This is a genomic window from Holdemania filiformis (assembly GCF_003459085.1).
GTDB lineage: Bacteria > Bacillota_I > Bacilli_A > Erysipelotrichales > Erysipelotrichaceae > Holdemania > Holdemania filiformis.
On the sequence record NZ_QRUP01000011.1, the window covers coordinates 77,165 to 95,860 of the forward strand.

Below are 18,696 nucleotides of genomic sequence, written 5' to 3' on the forward strand. Positions count from 1 at the left end.
AAACAATAAAAGGAAGGGAACGATACAGGGAGAAAACAGGCTATTCCGGCTTTACGGTTGAAACCTTATACGATACATTTATGCAGACAACACCACGGATCGGCTTTTGGCTGGACAATTCCAACCAAACACCACAGCAGACAGCAGAAACCATTCTGAACGCCAGAAAGTCGGTATGATTGTTACATATAAGGGGAAGAAAAATTTCTTTTAGGTACTTTCTTTCCTAAAACTAATGTGATATAATAGCATCATTCCAAAAAAGGAGTAAAAAATATGCGGCAAGGTATTCTTAAATAAAACTATAATCAAATAGTGGGAACAAAGGATTATGATAGTCCCTTTTGTGGGGGCTTGGTTTTTTGTACCCAATTTAAGAATACTTTTGCCTTATCAATTTTGACATATCCGAAAAACAGCAATCACAAACAGGTGTATGCTGTATATGTGTATGTCCGCAAATTATAATCCCCAGTGGTAAAAGTATTTTACTGCTGGGGATTTTTATGCCCTTTTGGGGCTGTAAAAGGAGGACAATCACATGAAAATAATCAATATTGGAATTCTCGCCCATGTAGACGCAGGAAAAACAACATTGACGGAAAGCCTGCTGTACACCAGTGGAGCGATTGCGGAACAAGGAAACGTGGATAAAGGAACTACAAGAACAGACACTATGATTTTGGAACGGCAGCGCGGAATTACCATTCAGACAGCGGTTACTTCTTTTTGCTGGAATGATTATAAAATCAATATCGTGGACACTCCCGGTCATATGGATTTTTTAACCGAAGCATACCGCTCTTTATCTGTCCTTGACGGAGCTGTTTTAGTCATTTCGGCAAAAGACGGCGTACAGGCACAAACCCGTATATTATTCCATGCGCTTCAGAAAATGGACATTCCGACAATTATCTTTATAAATAAGATAGACCAAAATGGGATCGACCTGCGGCGTGTTTACCAAAGCATTAAAGATAAACTTACCAGTGATATGATTGTCATGCAGGAGGTTTCCCTGTCGCCAAAGATAACCATGACCGATATTTCTGATTTGGACAAATGGGATATGATTATTTCCGGAAGCGATGAACTATTAGAACGATATGTTGCAGAGGATTCTTTGGATATACAGGAATTACAATATGAAAAGTGCAAAAGAACCAGATGCTGCTCTTTGTTTCCTGTTTATCATGGGAGTGCAAAAGACAATTTAGGAACAGAAAAACTGATTGAAGCGATTACAGAAACTTTCATTACAGAAACAGACGATATTCAGTCTGAATTATGTGGATATGTTTTTAAGGTTGAGTATACAGAGCGGAAAAAACGGCTTTCTTATTTACGCCTGTATCATGGGACGCTCCATTTACGGGATACCCTGCTGCTGTCAAAAAAGGAAAAAATAAAGATTACAGAAATGTGTATTCCGTCAAATGGTGAAATCGTCCCGGTTGACCATGCCTGTCCGGGAGAAATTGTTATTTTAGCTGATGATACTTTGAAACTGAACGACATTCTGGGAAATGAAAAACTCCTGCCTCACAAAACACGGATTGATAATCCCATGCCATTACTTCGGACAACGGTAGAGCCGCAAAAGCCGGAGCAAAGGGAAGCCCTGTTAAATGCCCTCACAGAGATTGCTGATACAGACCCTCTTTTGCATTTTGACATTGATACTGTTACACATGAGATTATATTATCTTTTTTGGGAAAAGTACAGTTAGAAGTTATTTGTTCGCTATTAGAAGAAAAATATCATGTGGGCGTGGCTATGAAAGAGCCTTCGGTTATTTATCTGGAAAGACCGCAAAAAAAAGCGAGCTACACGATTCATATTGAAGTGCCGCCGAATCCGTTTTGGGCATCTATTGGTTTGACTGTAACACCGCTTCCTGTTGGAAGCGGAACACAATATAAAAGCGAGGTATCTCTCGGCTATTTAAACCAAAGTTTTCAAAATGCCGTCATGGAGGGTGTGCGTTATGGAATGGAGCAGGGCTTATATGGCTGGGGAGTGACAGACTGCCAAATTTGTTTTGATTATGGAGTTTATTACAGCCCGGTCAGCACCCCCGCTGATTTTCGTTTTCTTGCGCCTGTCGTGTTGGAGCAGGCATTGAAAAAAGCAGGAACACAACTGTTGGAACCATACCTTTCCTTTACCCTTTTTGCACCGCAGGAATATCTTTCACGGGCTTATAATGACGCACCAAAGTATTGCGCAATCATTGAATCAACCAGACTTGAAAAAGATGAAGTTATTTTTAAGGGGGAAATCCCTGCCCGTTGTATTGGTGAATATAGAAATGATTTGAATTTTTATACAAATGGAAGAAGTGTCTGCATTACAGAATTAAAAGGGTATCAGGAAACTTCCGGCGAGCCTGTGTTTCAGCCACGCCGCCCGAACAGCCGTTTAGACAAGATCCGGCATATGTTTCAGAAGATAATGTAACATCTTGCGCAATGCAAACGTTCATTGCTGGCTATTGCGAAATATCATTGATAAAATCAGCATCAGAGAGGAGGAACCATTTTGAACCAGAAACAGACGGATATTACAACAGGAAAGCAAATACGTCATCTGCGAACACAATCGGGAATGACACAGGAAGAACTGGCTGGGAAATTGAATGTTACCCGGCAGGCGCTATCGAATTGGGAGAGAGATGTTAATGAACCCGATTTAAATACGTTGAAAAAAATTTGTTTTCTTTTTGGAGTCCACATGGACGATTTTGCGAAGGAGGTAATAACAAAAATGGAAACATGTGAAAAAAAGAGAAACGACAATTTAATAAGTATGATATGGCAATTGGACTTTTTTATGGTGTCGGGATATTTCTTGGCATTGGTATTTTCTTTGTTGGCGGTTTTATGACAATGTCGGGTGCAGGGTGGGGAGCATCACTATTTGGCGGTGGCTGTTTTTCTCTTGTATTTGGCTTGATATGCCATGCAGTTATTACATTGAGAAGAAATGACAAATGATGACATATCCTGCTTTCTAGTCTTTTCGGTCATATCGCGTAAAAAAGCCGCTGCTTTTGGCTTTCCAATAGCGGCGGCAAAGGGAAATATCCTTTGAATACCTTACAGAAGAAAAGTTTTGCAGCATTATAAAAATAAAAGCCTATACCATTTTGGAAAGAAAAGATACATAATAGTCAAGACGGCAACAATCAGAAGTTATGGAGGGTAACAATGGAATATAGTAAGGAAGATTTAATGGAAGCAAAAAGGCAAATTTTGGGAGTGGGAGAGAACATGGGAACAGAGGAAAGCAAAAAGATCTGGGAGAAAAACGCACAATTTTGGGATGATGCAATGGGTGACGAATCCAATGAATTTCACAGAGAGGTAGTACGTCCCAAAGTAACGGAACTTCTCTCTCCTGATCCTTCGGATTACATTTTGGATATTGCGTGCGGCAATGGAAATTATTCTTCGTATCTTGCACAGAGAGGCGCTTCGGTCGTCGCTTTTGATTACAGCAAAAAAATGATAGAATTGGCTAAAAGACGGCGATCACAATATGCAAAACAAATTGAGTTTTGCGTAGCGGATGCGACCAATAGAGAAAGCTTATTAGGATTAAAAAGAAATCGAGCCTTTACGAAAGCAGTTTCTAATATGGCAATTATGGATATTACGGATATTGAACCGCTTTTTATGGCTGTTTATGAACTATTGGAGGAAAACGGGATTTTTGTCTTTGCAACGCAGCACCCTTGTTTTATCACATTGACTGAAAAATATATGACACCGCACAGTTACTATGATATAGCGATCGAAGGGCAGCCGGAGGAGCAGATTTATTATCATCGTTCCATACAAGATATTTTTAACCTTTGTTTCAGAGCTGGATTTGTCATTGATGGATTTTATGAAGAATGTTTCAAAAACAATAAAGAAATTCCTATGGTAATGATAGTAAGGCTTAAAAAGGTAAAACGTGATAGCTTAAAATAAATTCAAGTTTGCCGGATAAATAGCAAACCCGGCCGAGCCAGTCAACGGTCAAGATGAACGGGCTTCGCCCGCCGTTGACAGCCCCGCCCGGTTTTGCAGTTAGGCAGTCAAGGAGCGACAGCCTAAAGTGCTGCCGCCCCTTACTATCATAAAAAGCAACTACTAACCAGCCACAGCCCTTTTGGGAGGAAAGGGGGATTTTCCATGACCTGTACAGAAGAATATCGGGAACATATCGAGTACACTTTCCATGCCTTTTGCAAAGTCGTTATCCGAAATGCAACGATCAACGCAGCGAGGACACGGAGCAGGAAGCACAAAAGAGAAATATCCCTTGAATACCTCACAGACGAAAAGCACTACCCTTTAGGCACGACAGATGAATATTTCCAAGCCCCGGAGCCGGACGAGGAATACATACTTACCCTTTGCGGCGATACGGTCATTTTCAGCAGCGGTTTACTTGCGGAAGCCCTGTCACGGCTGGACGAACGGGAGCGGGAAATGATTTACCTGTCCTTTTTCAAGCGTATTCCACAGCACGAAATTGGCAGACAGTACGGGCGCAGCCGCAGCACAGCGGGCTACCATATCCGAAAAGCCCTACGGCAGCTCCAAGCGGAAATGGAGGGAATGGCATATGAGAAATAATAGGCTTCTCCCCTATGAAACAATCGTCCAAGCCGCCAGCGGGGAGCCGGAAGCGGTGGGAACTGTATTGCAGTATTACCGCCGCCGCATACAATGTGCCGCCCGTGTGAATGGACGGGTAGACCAAGATACAGAGGACTACATCACCCAGACGCTTCTCACAGCTATTTTCAAGTTCCGCTTTGGGAGATAGCCCTACCGCCTACAACTGAATAACCGCCGCTTCGCCGGCAACCAGAAAGCAGTAAATCTATTCAACAGATTTGCTGCTTTTTTTCGTTCCTGTTTGGCATTTTTGAAAATCCCCAGTATGAAAAAACAAAAGGGAAAATAGCCGCCGCAGTTGGCAAAATCCCTTACTTATCCGTAGAGGGTATCAAAGAAAAAAATACTGCCATTGTCCGCCTATTCCGGCTTGCGTGGTGTTGTAGGGAATAGAGGGGAAATTCTAAAAATCTCCGTCCATTTTGCTTTGCGTGGTGTTGTAGGTAGTGAAAGGAAAATTTTCAAGATAAGCCGGAATAGCGGGTAGCAAAGCCCTTTTGAAACGTTTTGTTAGCGGAAAGGACGGGAGCCGGGGAACGCCGGAGTTTTTCAGAGCAAGATTCTACCGAGGTGCCAAAATTCGCTCTCCGCTTATTTTTGCCCCTGCGGGAATCTTGTTGGGGAGTGCCTTCCCCAAACCCTGCTATGCGCCCTGTCGGGCGAGAAAGGAGGTCACAGACCATGCGAAAGAAATACAATACGCCCCACCGCCGTCATGTGGTAAAGACCCGCATGACCGATGAAGAATACGCCGACTTCACCGGGCGGCTGGCGGCTTATGAAATCAGCCAGTCCGAGTTTATCCGGCAAGCCATACGGAAAGCGACCATACGCCCCATTGTCACCGTTTCCCCGGTCAATGACGGGCTGCTTGCCGCCCTCTCCAAGCTCACGGCAGAGTACGGGAAAATCGGCGGCAACTTAAACCAGATTGCCCGGAGCCTGAACGAATACGGAAGCCCCTACCGGGGGCTGGAAAAGGAAGTGCGGGGAGCCGCCGCCGACCTTGCCGCCTTGAAGTTTGAAGTCTTGCAGAAAGTAGGTGAAGCCGTTGGCGATACTCAAACATATCAGCTCTAAAAATGCCAACTACGGGGACGCTGAAAAATACCTCACATTCGAGCATGACGAGTTTACCATGAAGCCCACCCTTGACGCAGACGGGCGGCTCATACCGAGGGTAGACTACCGCATATCCTCTCTGAATTGTGGCGGGGAGGATTTTGCCGTTGCCTGTATGCGCTCCAATCTCCGCTACGGCAAGAACCAGAAACGGGAGGACGTAAAGAGCCACCACTACATCATCAGCTTTGACCCACGGGACGGCCCGGACAACGGCTTGACCGTTGATCGGGCGCAGGAGCTGGGCGAGAAGTTCTGCGCCGAGCATTTCCCCGGACACCAGGCCCTTGTCTGCACCCACCCGGACGGACACAGCCACACCGAAAATATCCATGTGCATATCGTCATTAACAGTCTGCGGATTGCGGAGGTTCCCATGCTGCCCCACATGGACAGGCCAGCGGACAGGAAAGCAGGCTGCAAGCACCGCTGTACGGACGCAGCTATGAACTATCTGAAAGCCGAAGTCATGGAGATGTGCCACAGCGAGGGGCTTTACCAGATAGACCTTTTGAACGGCAGCAAAGAACGCATTACCGAGCGTGAGTATTGGGCGCAGAAGAAAGGACAGGCTGCCCTTGACAGAGCCAACGCCCCTATTGCTGCGGACGGTATCGCGCCCCGGCAGACCAAGTTTGAAACGGATAAGGCGAAGCTGCGCCGGACTATCCGGGAAGCCCTTGCCGCTGCTTCCGGCTTTGATGAGTTTGCCGCCCTGCTTCTCCGGCATGGTGTGACCGTCAAGGAGAGCCGGGGGCGGCTAAGTTACCTCACGCCGGACAGGACGAAGCCAATTACCGCCCGGAAGCTGGGGGACGATTTTGACCGGGCTGCTGTCCTCTCCGTTTTGGAGCAGAACGCCGCCAGAGCCGCCGAAAAACCCGCAGCCATAGCGGAATACCCCGGCAGTATCAAAGACCGCTTACGGACGAAAAAAGAAGCGAAAAACGCCCCGAACAATGACGCTGTACAGCGCATGGTAGACATAGCCGCCAAGCGAGCCGAGGGGAAAGGACGGGGCTATGAGAAGTGGGCGACCATGCACAACCTCAAACAGATGTCGGCTACCCTCATGCTCTACCAGCAGTATGGCTTTTCTTCCCCGGACGAGCTGGACGCTGCCATTTCCGCAGCCAACACCGCCACGCAGGAGAGCCTTGCCGGACTGAAAGGGCTGGAAGCCGCTATCCGGGAGAAAAAGGAATTGCAGCGCAACCTTTTGGGCTATATCGGCACGAAGCCCGCCCGTGACGGTCTGAAAGCGCAGAAATCGGAGAAAGCCCGGAGAGCCTACCGGGAACAGCACGAAAGCGATTTTATCATAGCGGACACAGCCGCCCGTTATTTCCGGGAGCATGGAATAACCAAGCTGCCAGCCAGCAAAGCCCTGCAAAGGGAGATTGAGCAGCTTACCGTCCAGAAGAACGCCGGATATAACGACTACCGGGAGAAACGCCAGCGGGCGCAGGAGCTTCAGACAGTCAGACGCAATATCGACCAGATTTTAAGGGGCGCACCGAGCCAGCAGAAAAAGCGTGAACAGGAGCGTTAAAGACCGCCCCGAAATGATACCGAAACCCTACAAAAATACAGGTATGATATGAACCCTTACCGCAATACTCCCCGACTTCCAAACGGGGCTTACAGGGCAGAAAAAGCCCGAAAATGATACCGAGAACATACAGAAAATGCCCCCTATCCCGCTACACCGATAGGAACGGCAGAAAGGAGCTTACCATTGCCGAGAATGAGCAAGAAGCGGCGGCTGGAATGGTCTTTCTTCCTCAACCACCGCAACCGTATCACTTACAACGACCTATGCCGGGGCTGCACCCGTGACTGCAAACAGAGCTTCCGGGCGGTTATCATACTATGCCCTCGCTATTATTCCAAACGCTGGAAAAAGGAGGACGCAGCCTATGGCAGATAACCGCAAATATTACTACCTCAAGCTGAAAGAGAGCTATTTTGACGATGATGCAATCGTTCTGCTGGAAAGTATGCAGGACGGCGTTATCTATTCCAACATTCTCTTGAAGCTGTACTTGAAATCGCTGAAAAACGGCGGGAAATTGCAGCTTGACGAGAATATCCCCTACACCGCCCAGATGATTGCGACCATTACCCGCCAGCAGGTAGGTACCGTAGAGAGAGCTTTGAAAATCTTTATGAAGCTGGGGCTTGTGGAGCCTTTGCCAAGCGGCGCACTCTACATGAGCAACATTGAGCTTTTAATCGGCCAGTCCTCTACCGAGGGGGAGCGCAAGCGCAGGGCGCGGCTGGCTTTGCAGGAACAAAAAGCCCTGCCGCAGACAGGGGCGGACAAATGTCCACCATATCGAGCGGACATTTGTCCACCAGAGATAGAGATAGAGAAAGAGATAGATATAGAAATAGAAAAAGAGAGAGAGTTAGAAACGGGACACCCCGCCCCCGCCGCCTATGGCAGATACCACAATGTCATTCTTTCCGATACGGAGCTTGACGGGCTGAAAACAGAGCTTCCCGGCAAGTGGGAGTATTACATTGACCGCCTATCCTGCCATATCGCTTCCAGCGGGAGGAAATACAAGAGCCATGCAGCCACGATTTTCAAGTGGGCGCAGGAGGACGCAGCCAAGAAAGCCCCGAAAAAGGGCATACCCGATTATACCTGTAAGGAGGGCGAGAGCTTATGACGAATGGATTTGATGAAATGATTTTGAATATGACCGACACCACGCCGGAGCCGGAGGACTACACCGGCGAGGACGGGCTTTTATACTGCGGGAAGTGCCACAAGCCCAAAGAGGGCTATTTCCCCAAAGAAACCGCCGCATGGCTGGGGCGTGACCGCCACCCGGCAGAATGTGACTGCCAGCGGGCAGAGCGTGAGGAACGGGAAGCCGCAGAGAAACAGCGCAGTCACCTTGAAACTGTCGAGCGGTTGAAGCGGCGGGGCTTTACAGACCCGGCTATGCAGGGCTGGACGTTTGAGAACGACAACGGCAAGTGCCCGCAAATGGAACACGCCCATTTCTATGTGGAGAACTGGGAAACCATGAAAGAGCGCAACATTGGCTATCTGCTATGGGGCGGCGTTGGCACAGGCAAGAGCTATTTTGCGGGCTGTATCGCAAATGCCCTTATGGAGCGTGAAATCCCCGTGTGCATGACAAACTTTGCATTGATATTGGGTGACCTTGCCGCCAGCTTTGAGGGCAGGAATGAATATATCTCCCGACTTTGCAGCTTCCCGCTGCTTATCCTTGACGATTTTGGAATGGAACGGGGAACGGAATACGGCTTAGAGCAGGTCTACAACGTGATTGACAGCCGTTACCGCAGCGGCAGGCCGCTGATCGTCACGACTAATCTCACGCTGGAGGACTTGCAGCACCCGGAGGACACCGCCCACGCCCGCATTTATGACCGTCTGATTGAAATGTGTTCTCCTGTCCGCTTTACCGGGAGCAACTTCCGAAAAGCCACGGCGCAGGAGAAAATGGGACAACTGAAAAAGCTGATGAACAGAAAGGAGAGCCGCCTATGACCAACACCCCAAAGAATGACCGCAGCACCCGCCGCCCGGATTGCGTGACGGAAATCCGCATAGGTAATTCTGTCCTTGTCGTTTCCGGCTATTTCAAGCAGGACACCACCGCCACCGCCGCCGATAAAATGCTGAAAGTGCTGGAAGCGGAAGCTGCTACACAAAAATCGGCAATTTGACGGGACGTAAAGAAGCAGAAAGGACTGTACAGCCAGCCCCGGCGTGTGGTATGATAGTCATACGGAATAGTGGGGCTGGCTGTCGGAAATGGAGGACACTATGTTAAGACAGACCACCCGAAACCTTATTACCGCCCTTTATCCGAGATTATCCCACGAGGACGAGCTGCAAGGTGAGAGCAATTCTATTTCAAACCAGAAGCGTATTCTTGAAACCTATGCGAAGCAGAACGGCTTTTCCAATCTGCAATGGTACACAGATGACGGTTATTCTGGGGCGAACTTCCAAAGACCCGGTTTTCAAGCCATGCTTGCGGACATTGAAGCCGGAAAAGTCGGCACCGTTATCGTCAAGGATATGTCACGGTTAGGGCGAAACTATCTGCAAGTGGGAATGTATACGGAAATGATTTTCCCACAGAAAGGCGTCCGCTTTATCGCTATCAATGACGGAGTGGACAGCGCACAGGGCGACAATGATTTTGCCCCTCTGCGGAACATTTTTAACGAATGGCTGGTGAGAGATACGAGCAAGAAAATCAAAGCAGTAAAACGGTCTAAGGGTATGAGCGGGAAGCCCGTCACGAGCAAACCCGTATACGGCTACTTTATGGACGAGGACGAAAATTTTATCATTGACGGGGAAGCCGCCCCTGTTGTGCGGCAGATTTACAGCTTGTGCCTTGCCGGGAACGGGCCGACCAAGATAGCCCGTATGCTCACAGAGCAGGAGATCCCCACGCCGGGAACGCTGGAATACCGTCGGACGGGAAGCACCCGCCGCTACCACCCCGGCTATGAGTGCAAGTGGGCGACCAATACCGTGGTACATATCCTTGAAAACAGGGAGTACACGGGCTGTCTGGTAAACTTCAAGACGGAGAAGCCGTCCTACAAGACCAAGCACAGCGTAGAGAACCCCATTGAGAAACAGGCGATTTTCGAGAACCACCATGAGCCTATCATTGACACCCAGATGTGGGAGCGTGTGCAGGAGTTACGCAAGCAGCGCAAACGCCCGAACCGCTATGATGAAGTGGGCTTATTCTCCGGCATACTCTTTTGTGCCGACTGCGGCAGCGTCCTTTACCAGCAGCGTTACCAGAACGCCACCCGCAAGCAGGATTGTTATATCTGCGGGAGCTACAAGAAGCGTACCCGTGACTGTACGGCGCACTTTATCCGCACCGACCTGTTGACCGCCGGAGTGACCGACAATCTGCGGAAAGTCACCAGCTATGCAGCGAAGCACGAAGCCCGGTTTATGAAGCTGCTGATCGAGCAGAACGAGGACGGGGGCAAGCGCAGGAACGCCGCAAGGAAAAAGGAGCTGGAAGCCGCCGAGAAGCGTATCAGCGAGTTATCCGCTATCTTCAAGCGGCTGTATGAGGACAGCGTGACCGGGCGCATTTCAGACGAGCGTTTCACGGAGCTGTCGGCAGACTATGAAGCCGAGCAGAAAGAACTGAAAGAGAGAGCCGCCGCTATCCGGGCAGAGCTTTCCAAAGCGCAGGAAGCCACGGTAAACGCAGAAAAGTTTATGAATGTTGTCCGCAAGTACACCAGCTTTGAAGAACTTACCCCTACCCTTTTGCGTGAGTTTGTGGAGAAAATCGTTGTGCATGAGTGCAGCTATGACGAGAACGGCACACGCAGACAGGACATTGATATTTATTACTCTTTCGTTGGCAAGGTAGACCTGCCCGAATGACCGCCCGACCTATCCGGCGCAATGCGCAAACGCCGGATAGGAACGGCAAAATTTTTTACACTTCTACTACTTCTTTATCACACATCAGCAAATACACAAGAAGATAAACAGACCCCTGCCTTTATTTGCTTTGCTCATAGAAAATTTCCTCCAAATAATGTACCTCCCAGCATCAGATTCATAATCGCCCGAACCGCAAGCCGGCCCAAAAGAATACCCGCAATAATCACGATCGCTAGAATTATTAGTCTTTTCCGTGTAAGCATCATCTTTCCTTCATCTCCTTTTCATTTCGGCTTCTTGACTTTGATGTCTCGTTATACTACAATATCGATGAGTCATTTGTATCGCCGATACTATTGTATCAGCCGTTTTCAAATAAGCAATAGGAGGACAAAAAATGATACAGACGGAGCGAATTGTATCACCCATGAGTAATGAAGGACGCAACACATATGTTGTTGAACATTTGACAAATGCGCTCCTCGAACTCCTGAATGAAAAACCGATCCATGACATTTCAATCAGCGAACTTGTCGAACAAGCCGGCGTAGGCCGTGCTTCTTTTTATCGGAATTACGAATGTAAAGAAGATATTTTGAAACACCTCTTAAACGAAAAAACGGCTGAATGGGGAAACAAATGGAACGAAAACAGCGGCACGCCTTTAAGCGAACACATCCGTGTCATGCTTAAACATTTTGAAGCCAATCGTTCCTTCTACAAGCTTTTGAACGACCGGGGACTTATTTATTTATTAAAAGACATCATCCTTAGTTTTTTCGGTCCAAAACCTGAACACGATATGATCAGTGCCTATTCTTCTGCTTTTGCGGCCTATGTGCTTTATGGCTGGATAGATACATGGTTTCAACGCGGAATGAAGGAATCCGCCGATGAGATTGCGGACATGTTTAAAGCGCAGGATCTTTAATGCTTATGATCAAGCCGTATCCGCAGTATAAAATCGCTATTTTCCCCATCAACAAGCTATATCTGCCTTGAATGCGCTGGGGAACACGCTGACACTCTCCGTCGGAATGCAACAGATCGTTTCAGCCGCATAGAAGAGAAAATAGGAGTTATGGAATAACAAGTCCCAGCACAAGATCTGTTCGATTTTTTGTACTGGTTATTGATGCAAGTCCTGATTAGGGAACTTTTTAAAGGAGAGAAACAGTGAAAGAAATTAGTTTCGTTTTTTCGTTAAAAGGAAACATCAAGTCACAGAAAATATCTTTGTGCGGACATTTAGAAGCACTGATCGGAAATTATTATCTTTCTCAGGCAGGCAATCCCAAAGCAGCCTGGTACGGTATCCATTATGACGCATCGATCAATGTCGACCAGGATTGTGTAAAACCCACGGATGAGAACTTAATCGGTTATGTTTACCGGGATGACCGGGTCGCATTTGTATTAAACCCATTTCTTGATCAATTTATAACTGACACAAAAGGTTATCCGATCTGCTATCTCGGCGTAAATTCGTTGGACGACGATAGCCTTGAATGCAGGAATGCGATGAATTATAGCTCATCCATTTTACCCGCTCGCTGGATCGATGATGATTTTTTAAATGATGACCAACTTCCCTTTGACTTTGAAAGTTTTGAATATATCGATGAAGGACTGCCTTATCTGAATCCCAAGCATTTTTCCGTGAGTCATTTCGTGAAGTATTGCCGGCTGGACAAAGAATAAACTAGCTGGAAAAGGAAAGAATAATTGAATTTTAGAAAACATGGAATCAGTTCAGTCTCATATTCCGGCGTGAGTCTCGATTCCCGCGAAGTCTGGCTGTTCCAAATGAAAATGAACGTCCTCAAAGCAAAAGAAAACCCTCGTCTGAAATCTGCTCCCTGGAAGAAGCATCCGTCAGACGAGGGTTTTTGATTATGATTTACGCTGACTCAGCCAGGCACTCAGCGGAAACATCATGACGCCGGCCACGATGATTAACGGCAGCCAGAACTGCGCAAAACCGGTGAACTTGGCATAGTAGCCCTGGAAAAAGATGAAGATGACAATGCATGGCAGACCCCAGCGCAGATAGCCGCGGATCTTCTCTGGAAAGCGCAGCCCTTTTCCGGCGTTTGCTTCCTCAATGAATGCCTCCCAGCCCCATCCGCATTTCCGCGTGCAGAACATCAGGTAGATCAGCGAACCCAACGGCAGAATGTTGCTGGAAACGATGAAATCCTCCAGATCCTGAATCGTGCTGCCCGCACCCAACGGCTGGAAGCCGCTCCACAAATTGAAGCCCAGCGCGCATGGCAGCGATAAGACCAGAAGCAGAATGATATTCATCCAGACCGCTTTTTTTCGTGACAATCCCGAATCCATCGCGAAGGCGACGATATTTTCAAATACCGCAATGATCGTCGTCAGCGCAGCAAACGACAGGAAGATGAAGAACAACGTTCCCCAGATCTGCCCGCCAGGCATCGAGTTAAAGATATTCGGCAGCGTGATGAACACCAGGCCCGGCCCGGAATCGACAGGAATGTTGTAAGCCGCCGCGGCCGGGAAAATGATCAGCCCGGAAAGCAGCGCAACCACGGTATCCAGCGCCATGATATTTAAGCTCTCACCGAACAAGCTGCGTTCTTTACCGATGTAACTGCCGAAGATCGCCAGTGATCCCATGCCGATCGACAACGTGAAGAACGCCTGACTCATCGCCGCGAAGATGACATTGCTGATGCCGGCCTCCAGCATCCGGTTAAAATCCGGAATCAGATAAAATTTTAATCCTTCGATCGCGTTCGGCAACGTCAGCGAGCGCACACACAGCACGATCATGATCAGAAACAGACAGGACATCATGACCTTGGATACCCGTTCGACGCCATTCTTTAATCCTAACCGGCAGACCAGAAAGCCCAGCAGCACCGCCAGCACCATAAAACCGATCTGCTGCGCCGGGGATTTCAACATGGCGTCAAACACCCCGGACACATCCGCCGCTTCCAATCCGGTCAGGCTGCCGGAGCCCATTTTAACCACATAGTTCATCATCCAGCCGCCGACCACCGTATAAAACATCATCAGAATGTAATTGCCGCTGACCGCCATCGCTTTAAATCCATGCCAGCGCGTTCCTTTGGGTTCCAGCACATCAAAGGAATGCGAAACTGATTTCCGCGACGCCCGGCCGACGGAAAATTCCATGACCATGATCGGTAATCCCAGCAGGATCAGGAAAAACAAATAGATTAAGACAAACGCGCCGCCGCCATATTGGCCCGTAATGAACGGAAACCGCCAGACGTTGCCCAGACCGACCGCGCAGCCGGCCGATATTAAAATAAATCCCAGCCGGGAAGATAATTTTTCTCTTTCTTTCATGACTTATAAAATCCCCTTTTTCTCCGCTATTGTACCATAGAAAAGAGGCGCTGTCTTCAGCCAAAATAAGCCGTAGTCCTCCATTCAGAGCCCGTCTTGGCTTTCCGGCGGACGCGCCCCTTCACTTTTCCAGATAAGCGCGGCAAAGCAATAAAATCGCTGCGGTTTCAGCTCGGGATTCAGCTCAGATAAAGTAACTTTCAATCAGGATTTTCTCCGGAAGAAATCAAGAAGCGCTGAATTGAAAAGCGGCCGGCTTCTCATTAAATGAGGATTGTTTTCAGTCCGATCATCCGTTACACTGAACTTAACCTGCACGATGCCGGTCAAAGGAGAATTTACCATGCAGAAATTCAATTTACACACGCATACCTTCCGCTGCGGTCATGCCAGCGGGACTGACGACCAGATGGTGCTCAGCGCGATCGAAGCCGGTTTTGAGCTGCTCGGTTTCAGTGATCACATGCCCTATCCCGAGCTGCATCTGCCAACCTGCCGCATGTTTTATGATCAGCGCCAGGAATACGTCGATTCCATGAAGAAGTTAAAGGTCAAATATCAGGATCGGATCCAGCTGCGGTTTGGTTATGAAGCGGAGTATCTCGAGGACCATCAGGAACTGTTGGAACAACTCCACGGTGAAGTCGATTATCTGATTCTCGGTCAACATTTCAAAGCAATCGAAACGAATCCAGCTTATGAGCTGGTCTATGATTACGACGCCTATAATAACGATGAAGACGTGCTGTTCTATGCCGGTCAAATTGAAAAAGCAGCGGCCACCGGTTGGTTCAGTATGATTGCCCATCCGGATTACTTTATGTTAGGCCGCCGCACCTTCACTCCTGCCTGCGCGGAAGCGGCCCAACGGATCTGCGCTGTCAGCGCAAAAACGGGGATTCCGCTGGAAATTAATTTGAACGGCGTGCATTACGGTAAGCATGAATATCGAATCAGCACGACTGATCCAGCGTCCACGGAAACGACCTACGCCTATCCTTTCCGGAAATTCTGGGAGATCGCCGCCGCCATGCGGTGTCCGGTATGTTATGGATGGGACGCGCACGCGCCGCTGGTGCTGCAGGATTTCAGCCGGGTCGCGGTAGCGGAGAAGCTGCTTGAAGGACTGCCGCTGAACTTTATCGACCGCTCGCCGGTCGAATAGCTTCGGCATGCTTCCCCTTCCGTCTTTCCTGACTTATCGTTTATCCTCTGTCCTTTTCACCGTGTTTTTATCTTTTCATTGGAAAACACATTCGTTTCTTTTTCGTTCCATTTTGAATTCTTTCGTTAAATAGTGTAATATGAAGTACAGAACTAGGGGGTTAACATATGAATGAATGTTCCGGAGCTGCCCTGAAAACCCTGATTCGGATGCAGCAGAATGAAATTGACGAATATCATATTTACCAAAAGATCGCAGCGACGGTCAAGTCGGAGGAAGACCGCAAAATCCTGCTTCAAATCGCTCAGGAAGAAGCCTCGCATGGCAAGCTGTGGGGAAAATATACCGGCTTGCAGCCGAAGCCGAACACCGGCAAAGTTTTCTGGTACAGCCTGCTTTCTAAAATCTTCGGCTATACCTTCGCTCTGAAACTGATGGAAAACGGCGAGGACAAGGCGGATAAAGCCTATACGAGCTTAATTCAGGAAATTCCGGAAGCGGAGAAAATTGCCGAGGATGAGGAACGGCATGAACAGGCGCTGTTAGCGATGCTTGACGAGGAACGCCTGCAGTTTGTCGGTTCGATGGTGCTGGGCATGAACGATGCCTTAGTTGAGCTGACCGGAACGCTGGCCGGCCTGACCTTCGCCCTGCAGAACAACCGGCTTGTCGCTCTGTCCGGCCTGATCACCGGCGTTTCTGCGACCTTCTCGATGACCGCTTCGGCCTATCTCTCCGCCAAGAGCGACAATGACCCGCAGGCTGTCAAATCGTGTCTGTATACCGGCGTCATGTATATGATTACCGTCGCTTTGATGAGTCTGCCATATTTACTGCTTCCGGCAGAAGCCTACATCCCGGCGCTGATCGCACTGCTAGTCACGGTGACGCTGATTATTCTGGTGTTCAATTATTATATCTCTGTCGCCAAAGACTATAATTTTAAGCAGCGGTTTCTTGAGATGTTTGTAATTTCCGGCTCGGTCGCCGTGATTTCCTTCCTCGTCGGTCTGGTCATTAAAGCCTGGCTGGGCATCGACATTTAACCGCAGATACATAAGCATCTTTTCCTTATCAGCCAGCCGGGTTAAAACAAGCCCGGTTTTCTTTTTCCGTCTGTTCCTTCTTTTCTTCCCGCAAAAGCCTTATAATGAGGAAAAGAACATGCGTCAATAAATGAACAACCTTCAGCCCGAAAATCAAGAAGGAGGAATGAAGAATGAAGCATCTTTTCTTTGTGGAGGATGATTTAAGCCTGATCAACGGTTTATCCTTCGCACTAAAAAAAGAAGGTTACGCCGTCGACGTAGCCCGGACAAAACAGGAAGCGGAAGCCTTGTGGCTTAAAGAGAAATTTGATCTGGTCATTCTGGACGTTTCGCTGCCCGATGGTTCCGGTTATGATCTGTGCCGCCAAATCCGGCAGACCTCGACCGTGCCGATCATTTTTCTGACCGCCGCGGATGAAGAAACAGAGATTATCATGGGACTGGATCTCGGCGGGGATGATTACATCACAAAGCCCTTCAAGCTGGCCGTTTTTCTTTCCCGGATCCACGCGCTGCTTCGCCGTCAGGAAAATTTCAGCCCTGCGGAGAGGGAGCTGGCGTCCAACGGGATCCGAGTCCAGCGGCTGGAACGCAGCGTTTATAAAAATGGAGAACTCGTGAATTTAACCGCCGGCGAATATAAGCTGTTATGCTTATTGATGGAGAATCCCAACCAGGTGCTGACGCCGGAACAGATATTAAGCAAGCTTTGGGATTGCGATGAAAACTATGTCGACACCAACACGCTGACAGTTTATATCCGGCGATTGCGCGCCAAGATAGAAGACGATCCCAGCGATCCGAAGAAGATCGTGACGCTGCGCCGGCTGGGCTATAGATGGAATGTTCCGGAGCGTACCGGCGTATGAAAATTCTGGTCGATTCCAAAATCAAACACTTGTTTTATACCGTAGCCCTGATCTTCTTCAGCTTTCTTCTGCTTTCCTTCTTTCTGTTTACTCTCGATGTCACCCAGACAGCCGGAATCAGCCTGATCCTCTTTTTGATGACAGGAATTGCCGTCCTGGGCGTTATGTTTCTCTATTTCAACGATCAGTACAAAACGATGGAAAACGCGATTTCCCAGATCAAGGACTACACGGCGGGCAATCCGGCGGCTAGGATTGAATGCGACGAGGAAGGCGAGCTGAACCGGCTATTCCACGAAGTCAACGCGCTGGTCGCAATCCTGAACGCTCATGCGGAAAATGAAGAACGAGCGAAGCGCTTCATGAAGGACACGCTTTCCGACATCTCTCATCAGCTGAAAACCCCGTTAGCTGCTTTAAATATTTACAACGGGATCATCCAGCAGGAGGCCGGGGACGCCGAATCCATCCAGGAATTTGCGGCGCTTTCGGAACAGGAGCTGGAACGCATTGAAACGCTGGTGCAGAACCTGTTAAAGATCACGAAGCTGGACGCCGGCACAATCGTTCTGGAAAAGACCGTGGAAAACGTCTCGGAACTGATGGCACAGATTGAGCGACGCTTCGCTTTTCAGGCTTGCCAGGAAGGCAAAACTTTATCCTTTTCCGGCGATGAGTCGCTGACGCTCCTCTGCGACCGCACCTGGCTGACGGAGGCTGTCGGCAACCTCCTGAAAAATGCCCTCGATCACACGCAGGCCGGAGACCGCATTACCGTCCAGTGGAAACGCCGGGCCACTTTAGTTCAGCTTGTCGTGCAGGACAACGGCTGCGGCATCCATCCGGAAGATCTCCATCATATCTTCAAGCGCTTTTACCGGAGCCGCTTTTCAAAGGATACCCAGGGCATCGGACTGGGACTTCCTCTGGCCAAAGCGATTGTGGAAGCGCACAGCGGAACGATCGAAGTGGACAGCACGCTGGGAATCGGAACAACCTTTACGATCAATTTCCTGATTCCTACAAAATTGTAGGCTGTCCGTC

Annotated in this window: 18 protein-coding genes and 1 pseudogene; 18 read left to right on the plus strand and 1 reads right to left on the minus strand. The window is 48.7% G+C overall.

Going from position 1 to position 18,696, the window contains the following annotated elements:
- Positions 1 to 541: 541 nt before the first annotated feature.
- From tet(32) to DWY25_RS10125, 14 genes and pseudogenes are all read left to right on the plus strand, one after another.
- Positions 542 to 2,461 carry a tetracycline resistance ribosomal protection protein Tet(32) gene (gene tet(32) / locus DWY25_RS10055; RefSeq protein ID WP_002602099.1) on the plus strand — a complete coding sequence of 640 codons (1,920 nt, stop codon included), beginning with the start codon at positions 542 to 544 and terminating at the stop codon, positions 2,459 to 2,461.
- An 81-nt stretch (positions 2,462 to 2,542) separates the two neighbouring features.
- Positions 2,543 to 2,997: pseudogene (locus DWY25_RS10060) on the plus strand (helix-turn-helix domain-containing protein).
- 213 nt (positions 2,998 to 3,210) lie between these two features.
- Positions 3,211 to 3,978 (plus strand): class I SAM-dependent methyltransferase, encoded by a 768-nt coding sequence (locus DWY25_RS10065; RefSeq protein ID WP_002602097.1) that lies wholly within the window; start codon positions 3,211 to 3,213, stop codon positions 3,976 to 3,978.
- Positions 3,979 to 4,182: 204 nt separating this feature from the next.
- Positions 4,183 to 4,629, plus strand: a complete 447-nt coding sequence (locus tag DWY25_RS10070; protein ID WP_002602096.1) for an RNA polymerase sigma factor — start codon at positions 4,183 to 4,185, stop codon at positions 4,627 to 4,629.
- Positions 4,619 to 4,822, plus strand: coding sequence for a helix-turn-helix domain-containing protein (locus DWY25_RS10075; protein ID WP_002602095.1), 204 nt, complete (start codon positions 4,619 to 4,621; stop codon positions 4,820 to 4,822). Before DWY25_RS10070 ends, DWY25_RS10075 begins: the two co-directional genes overlap by 11 nt.
- 533 nt (positions 4,823 to 5,355) lie before the next feature.
- Positions 5,356 to 5,754 carry a plasmid mobilization protein gene (locus tag DWY25_RS10080; RefSeq protein WP_002602094.1) on the plus strand — a complete coding sequence of 133 codons (399 nt, stop codon included), beginning with the start codon at positions 5,356 to 5,358 and terminating at the stop codon, positions 5,752 to 5,754.
- Positions 5,726 to 7,348: a relaxase/mobilization nuclease domain-containing protein gene (locus DWY25_RS10085; RefSeq protein WP_002602093.1), complete on the plus strand. Its 1,623-nt coding sequence runs from the start codon at positions 5,726 to 5,728 to the stop codon at positions 7,346 to 7,348. Before DWY25_RS10080 ends, DWY25_RS10085 begins: the two co-directional genes overlap by 29 nt.
- Positions 7,349 to 7,534: 186 nt before the next feature.
- On the plus strand, positions 7,535 to 7,726 hold the full coding sequence (locus DWY25_RS10095) for a hypothetical protein (protein WP_006058351.1): 192 nt from the start codon (positions 7,535 to 7,537) through the stop codon (positions 7,724 to 7,726).
- Positions 7,716 to 8,474, plus strand: a complete 759-nt coding sequence (locus DWY25_RS10100; protein ID WP_002605636.1) for a phage replisome organizer N-terminal domain-containing protein — start codon at positions 7,716 to 7,718, stop codon at positions 8,472 to 8,474. Before DWY25_RS10095 ends, DWY25_RS10100 begins: the two co-directional genes overlap by 11 nt.
- On the plus strand, positions 8,471 to 9,328 hold the full coding sequence (locus DWY25_RS10105) for an ATP-binding protein (protein WP_002605635.1): 858 nt from the start codon (positions 8,471 to 8,473) through the stop codon (positions 9,326 to 9,328). Before DWY25_RS10100 ends, DWY25_RS10105 begins: the two co-directional genes overlap by 4 nt.
- On the plus strand, positions 9,325 to 9,507 hold the full coding sequence (locus DWY25_RS10110; RefSeq protein ID WP_002605634.1) for a transposon-encoded TnpW family protein: 183 nt from the start codon (positions 9,325 to 9,327) through the stop codon (positions 9,505 to 9,507). The genes DWY25_RS10105 and DWY25_RS10110 overlap by 4 nt, the downstream gene beginning before the upstream one ends.
- A gap of 100 nt (positions 9,508 to 9,607) precedes the next feature.
- A complete protein-coding gene (locus DWY25_RS10115) occupies positions 9,608 to 11,218 on the plus strand; it encodes a recombinase family protein (RefSeq protein ID WP_002605633.1) in 1,611 nt (536 codons plus the stop codon).
- 400 nt (positions 11,219 to 11,618) lie between these two features.
- The gene (locus DWY25_RS10120; protein ID WP_117895123.1) at positions 11,619 to 12,152 is read left to right on the plus strand and encodes a TetR/AcrR family transcriptional regulator; all 534 of its coding nucleotides are present in this window, start codon (positions 11,619 to 11,621) and stop codon (positions 12,150 to 12,152) included.
- Positions 12,153 to 12,397: 245 nt separating this feature from the next.
- Complete coding sequence (locus tag DWY25_RS10125; RefSeq protein WP_117895124.1) at positions 12,398 to 12,922, plus strand: transposase; 525 nt, start codon at positions 12,398 to 12,400, stop codon at positions 12,920 to 12,922.
- Positions 12,923 to 13,114: 192 nt separating this feature from the next.
- Here DWY25_RS10125 and DWY25_RS10130 read toward each other — a convergent pair whose 3' ends face one another.
- Positions 13,115 to 14,569 carry a sodium-dependent transporter gene (locus tag DWY25_RS10130; RefSeq protein WP_117895125.1) on the minus strand — a complete coding sequence of 485 codons (1,455 nt, stop codon included), beginning with the start codon at positions 14,567 to 14,569 and terminating at the stop codon, positions 13,115 to 13,117.
- Between the two features lie 343 nt (positions 14,570 to 14,912).
- Here DWY25_RS10130 and DWY25_RS10135 point away from each other — a divergent pair, with 343 nt between their 5' ends.
- The 4 genes from DWY25_RS10135 to DWY25_RS10150 all read left to right on the plus strand — a co-directional run bounded on the left by DWY25_RS10135 (position 14,913) and on the right by DWY25_RS10150 (position 18,686).
- Positions 14,913 to 15,734, plus strand: a complete 822-nt coding sequence (locus DWY25_RS10135) for a histidinol-phosphatase (RefSeq protein ID WP_244925959.1) — start codon at positions 14,913 to 14,915, stop codon at positions 15,732 to 15,734.
- A gap of 167 nt (positions 15,735 to 15,901) precedes the next feature.
- Positions 15,902 to 16,780: a VIT1/CCC1 transporter family protein gene (locus DWY25_RS10140; protein ID WP_006058088.1), complete on the plus strand. Its 879-nt coding sequence runs from the start codon at positions 15,902 to 15,904 to the stop codon at positions 16,778 to 16,780.
- 173 nt (positions 16,781 to 16,953) lie between these two features.
- Positions 16,954 to 17,652, plus strand: a complete 699-nt coding sequence (locus tag DWY25_RS10145) for a response regulator transcription factor (protein ID WP_117895126.1) — start codon at positions 16,954 to 16,956, stop codon at positions 17,650 to 17,652.
- A complete protein-coding gene (locus DWY25_RS10150) occupies positions 17,649 to 18,686 on the plus strand; it encodes a sensor histidine kinase (protein WP_117895127.1) in 1,038 nt (345 codons plus the stop codon). The genes DWY25_RS10145 and DWY25_RS10150 overlap by 4 nt, the downstream gene beginning before the upstream one ends.
- The last annotated feature ends 10 nt before the right edge of the window (positions 18,687 to 18,696 follow it).

Coding starts and splice junctions, on each gene's coding strand:
- DWY25_RS10115 (WP_002605633.1), top strand. CDS start 9,608: ATGTTAAGACAGACCACCCGAAACCTTATTACCGCCCTTTATCCGAGA.
- DWY25_RS10100 (WP_002605636.1), top strand. CDS start 7,716: ATGGCAGATAACCGCAAATATTACTACCTCAAGCTGAAAGAGAGCTAT.
- DWY25_RS10145 (WP_117895126.1), top strand. CDS start 16,954: ATGAAGCATCTTTTCTTTGTGGAGGATGATTTAAGCCTGATCAACGGT.
- DWY25_RS10080 (WP_002602094.1), top strand. CDS start 5,356: ATGCGAAAGAAATACAATACGCCCCACCGCCGTCATGTGGTAAAGACC.
- DWY25_RS10120 (WP_117895123.1), top strand. CDS start 11,619: ATGATACAGACGGAGCGAATTGTATCACCCATGAGTAATGAAGGACGC.
- DWY25_RS10065 (WP_002602097.1), top strand. CDS start 3,211: ATGGAATATAGTAAGGAAGATTTAATGGAAGCAAAAAGGCAAATTTTG.
- DWY25_RS10070 (WP_002602096.1), top strand. CDS start 4,183: ATGACCTGTACAGAAGAATATCGGGAACATATCGAGTACACTTTCCAT.
- DWY25_RS10110 (WP_002605634.1), top strand. CDS start 9,325: ATGACCAACACCCCAAAGAATGACCGCAGCACCCGCCGCCCGGATTGC.
- DWY25_RS10075 (WP_002602095.1), top strand. CDS start 4,619: ATGAGAAATAATAGGCTTCTCCCCTATGAAACAATCGTCCAAGCCGCC.
- DWY25_RS10140 (WP_006058088.1), top strand. CDS start 15,902: ATGAATGAATGTTCCGGAGCTGCCCTGAAAACCCTGATTCGGATGCAG.
- DWY25_RS10105 (WP_002605635.1), top strand. CDS start 8,471: ATGACGAATGGATTTGATGAAATGATTTTGAATATGACCGACACCACG.
- DWY25_RS10150 (WP_117895127.1), top strand. CDS start 17,649: ATGAAAATTCTGGTCGATTCCAAAATCAAACACTTGTTTTATACCGTA.
- DWY25_RS10135 (WP_244925959.1), top strand. CDS start 14,913: ATGCAGAAATTCAATTTACACACGCATACCTTCCGCTGCGGTCATGCC.
- DWY25_RS10130 (WP_117895125.1), bottom strand. CDS start 14,569: ATGAAAGAAAGAGAAAAATTATCTTCCCGGCTGGGATTTATTTTAATA.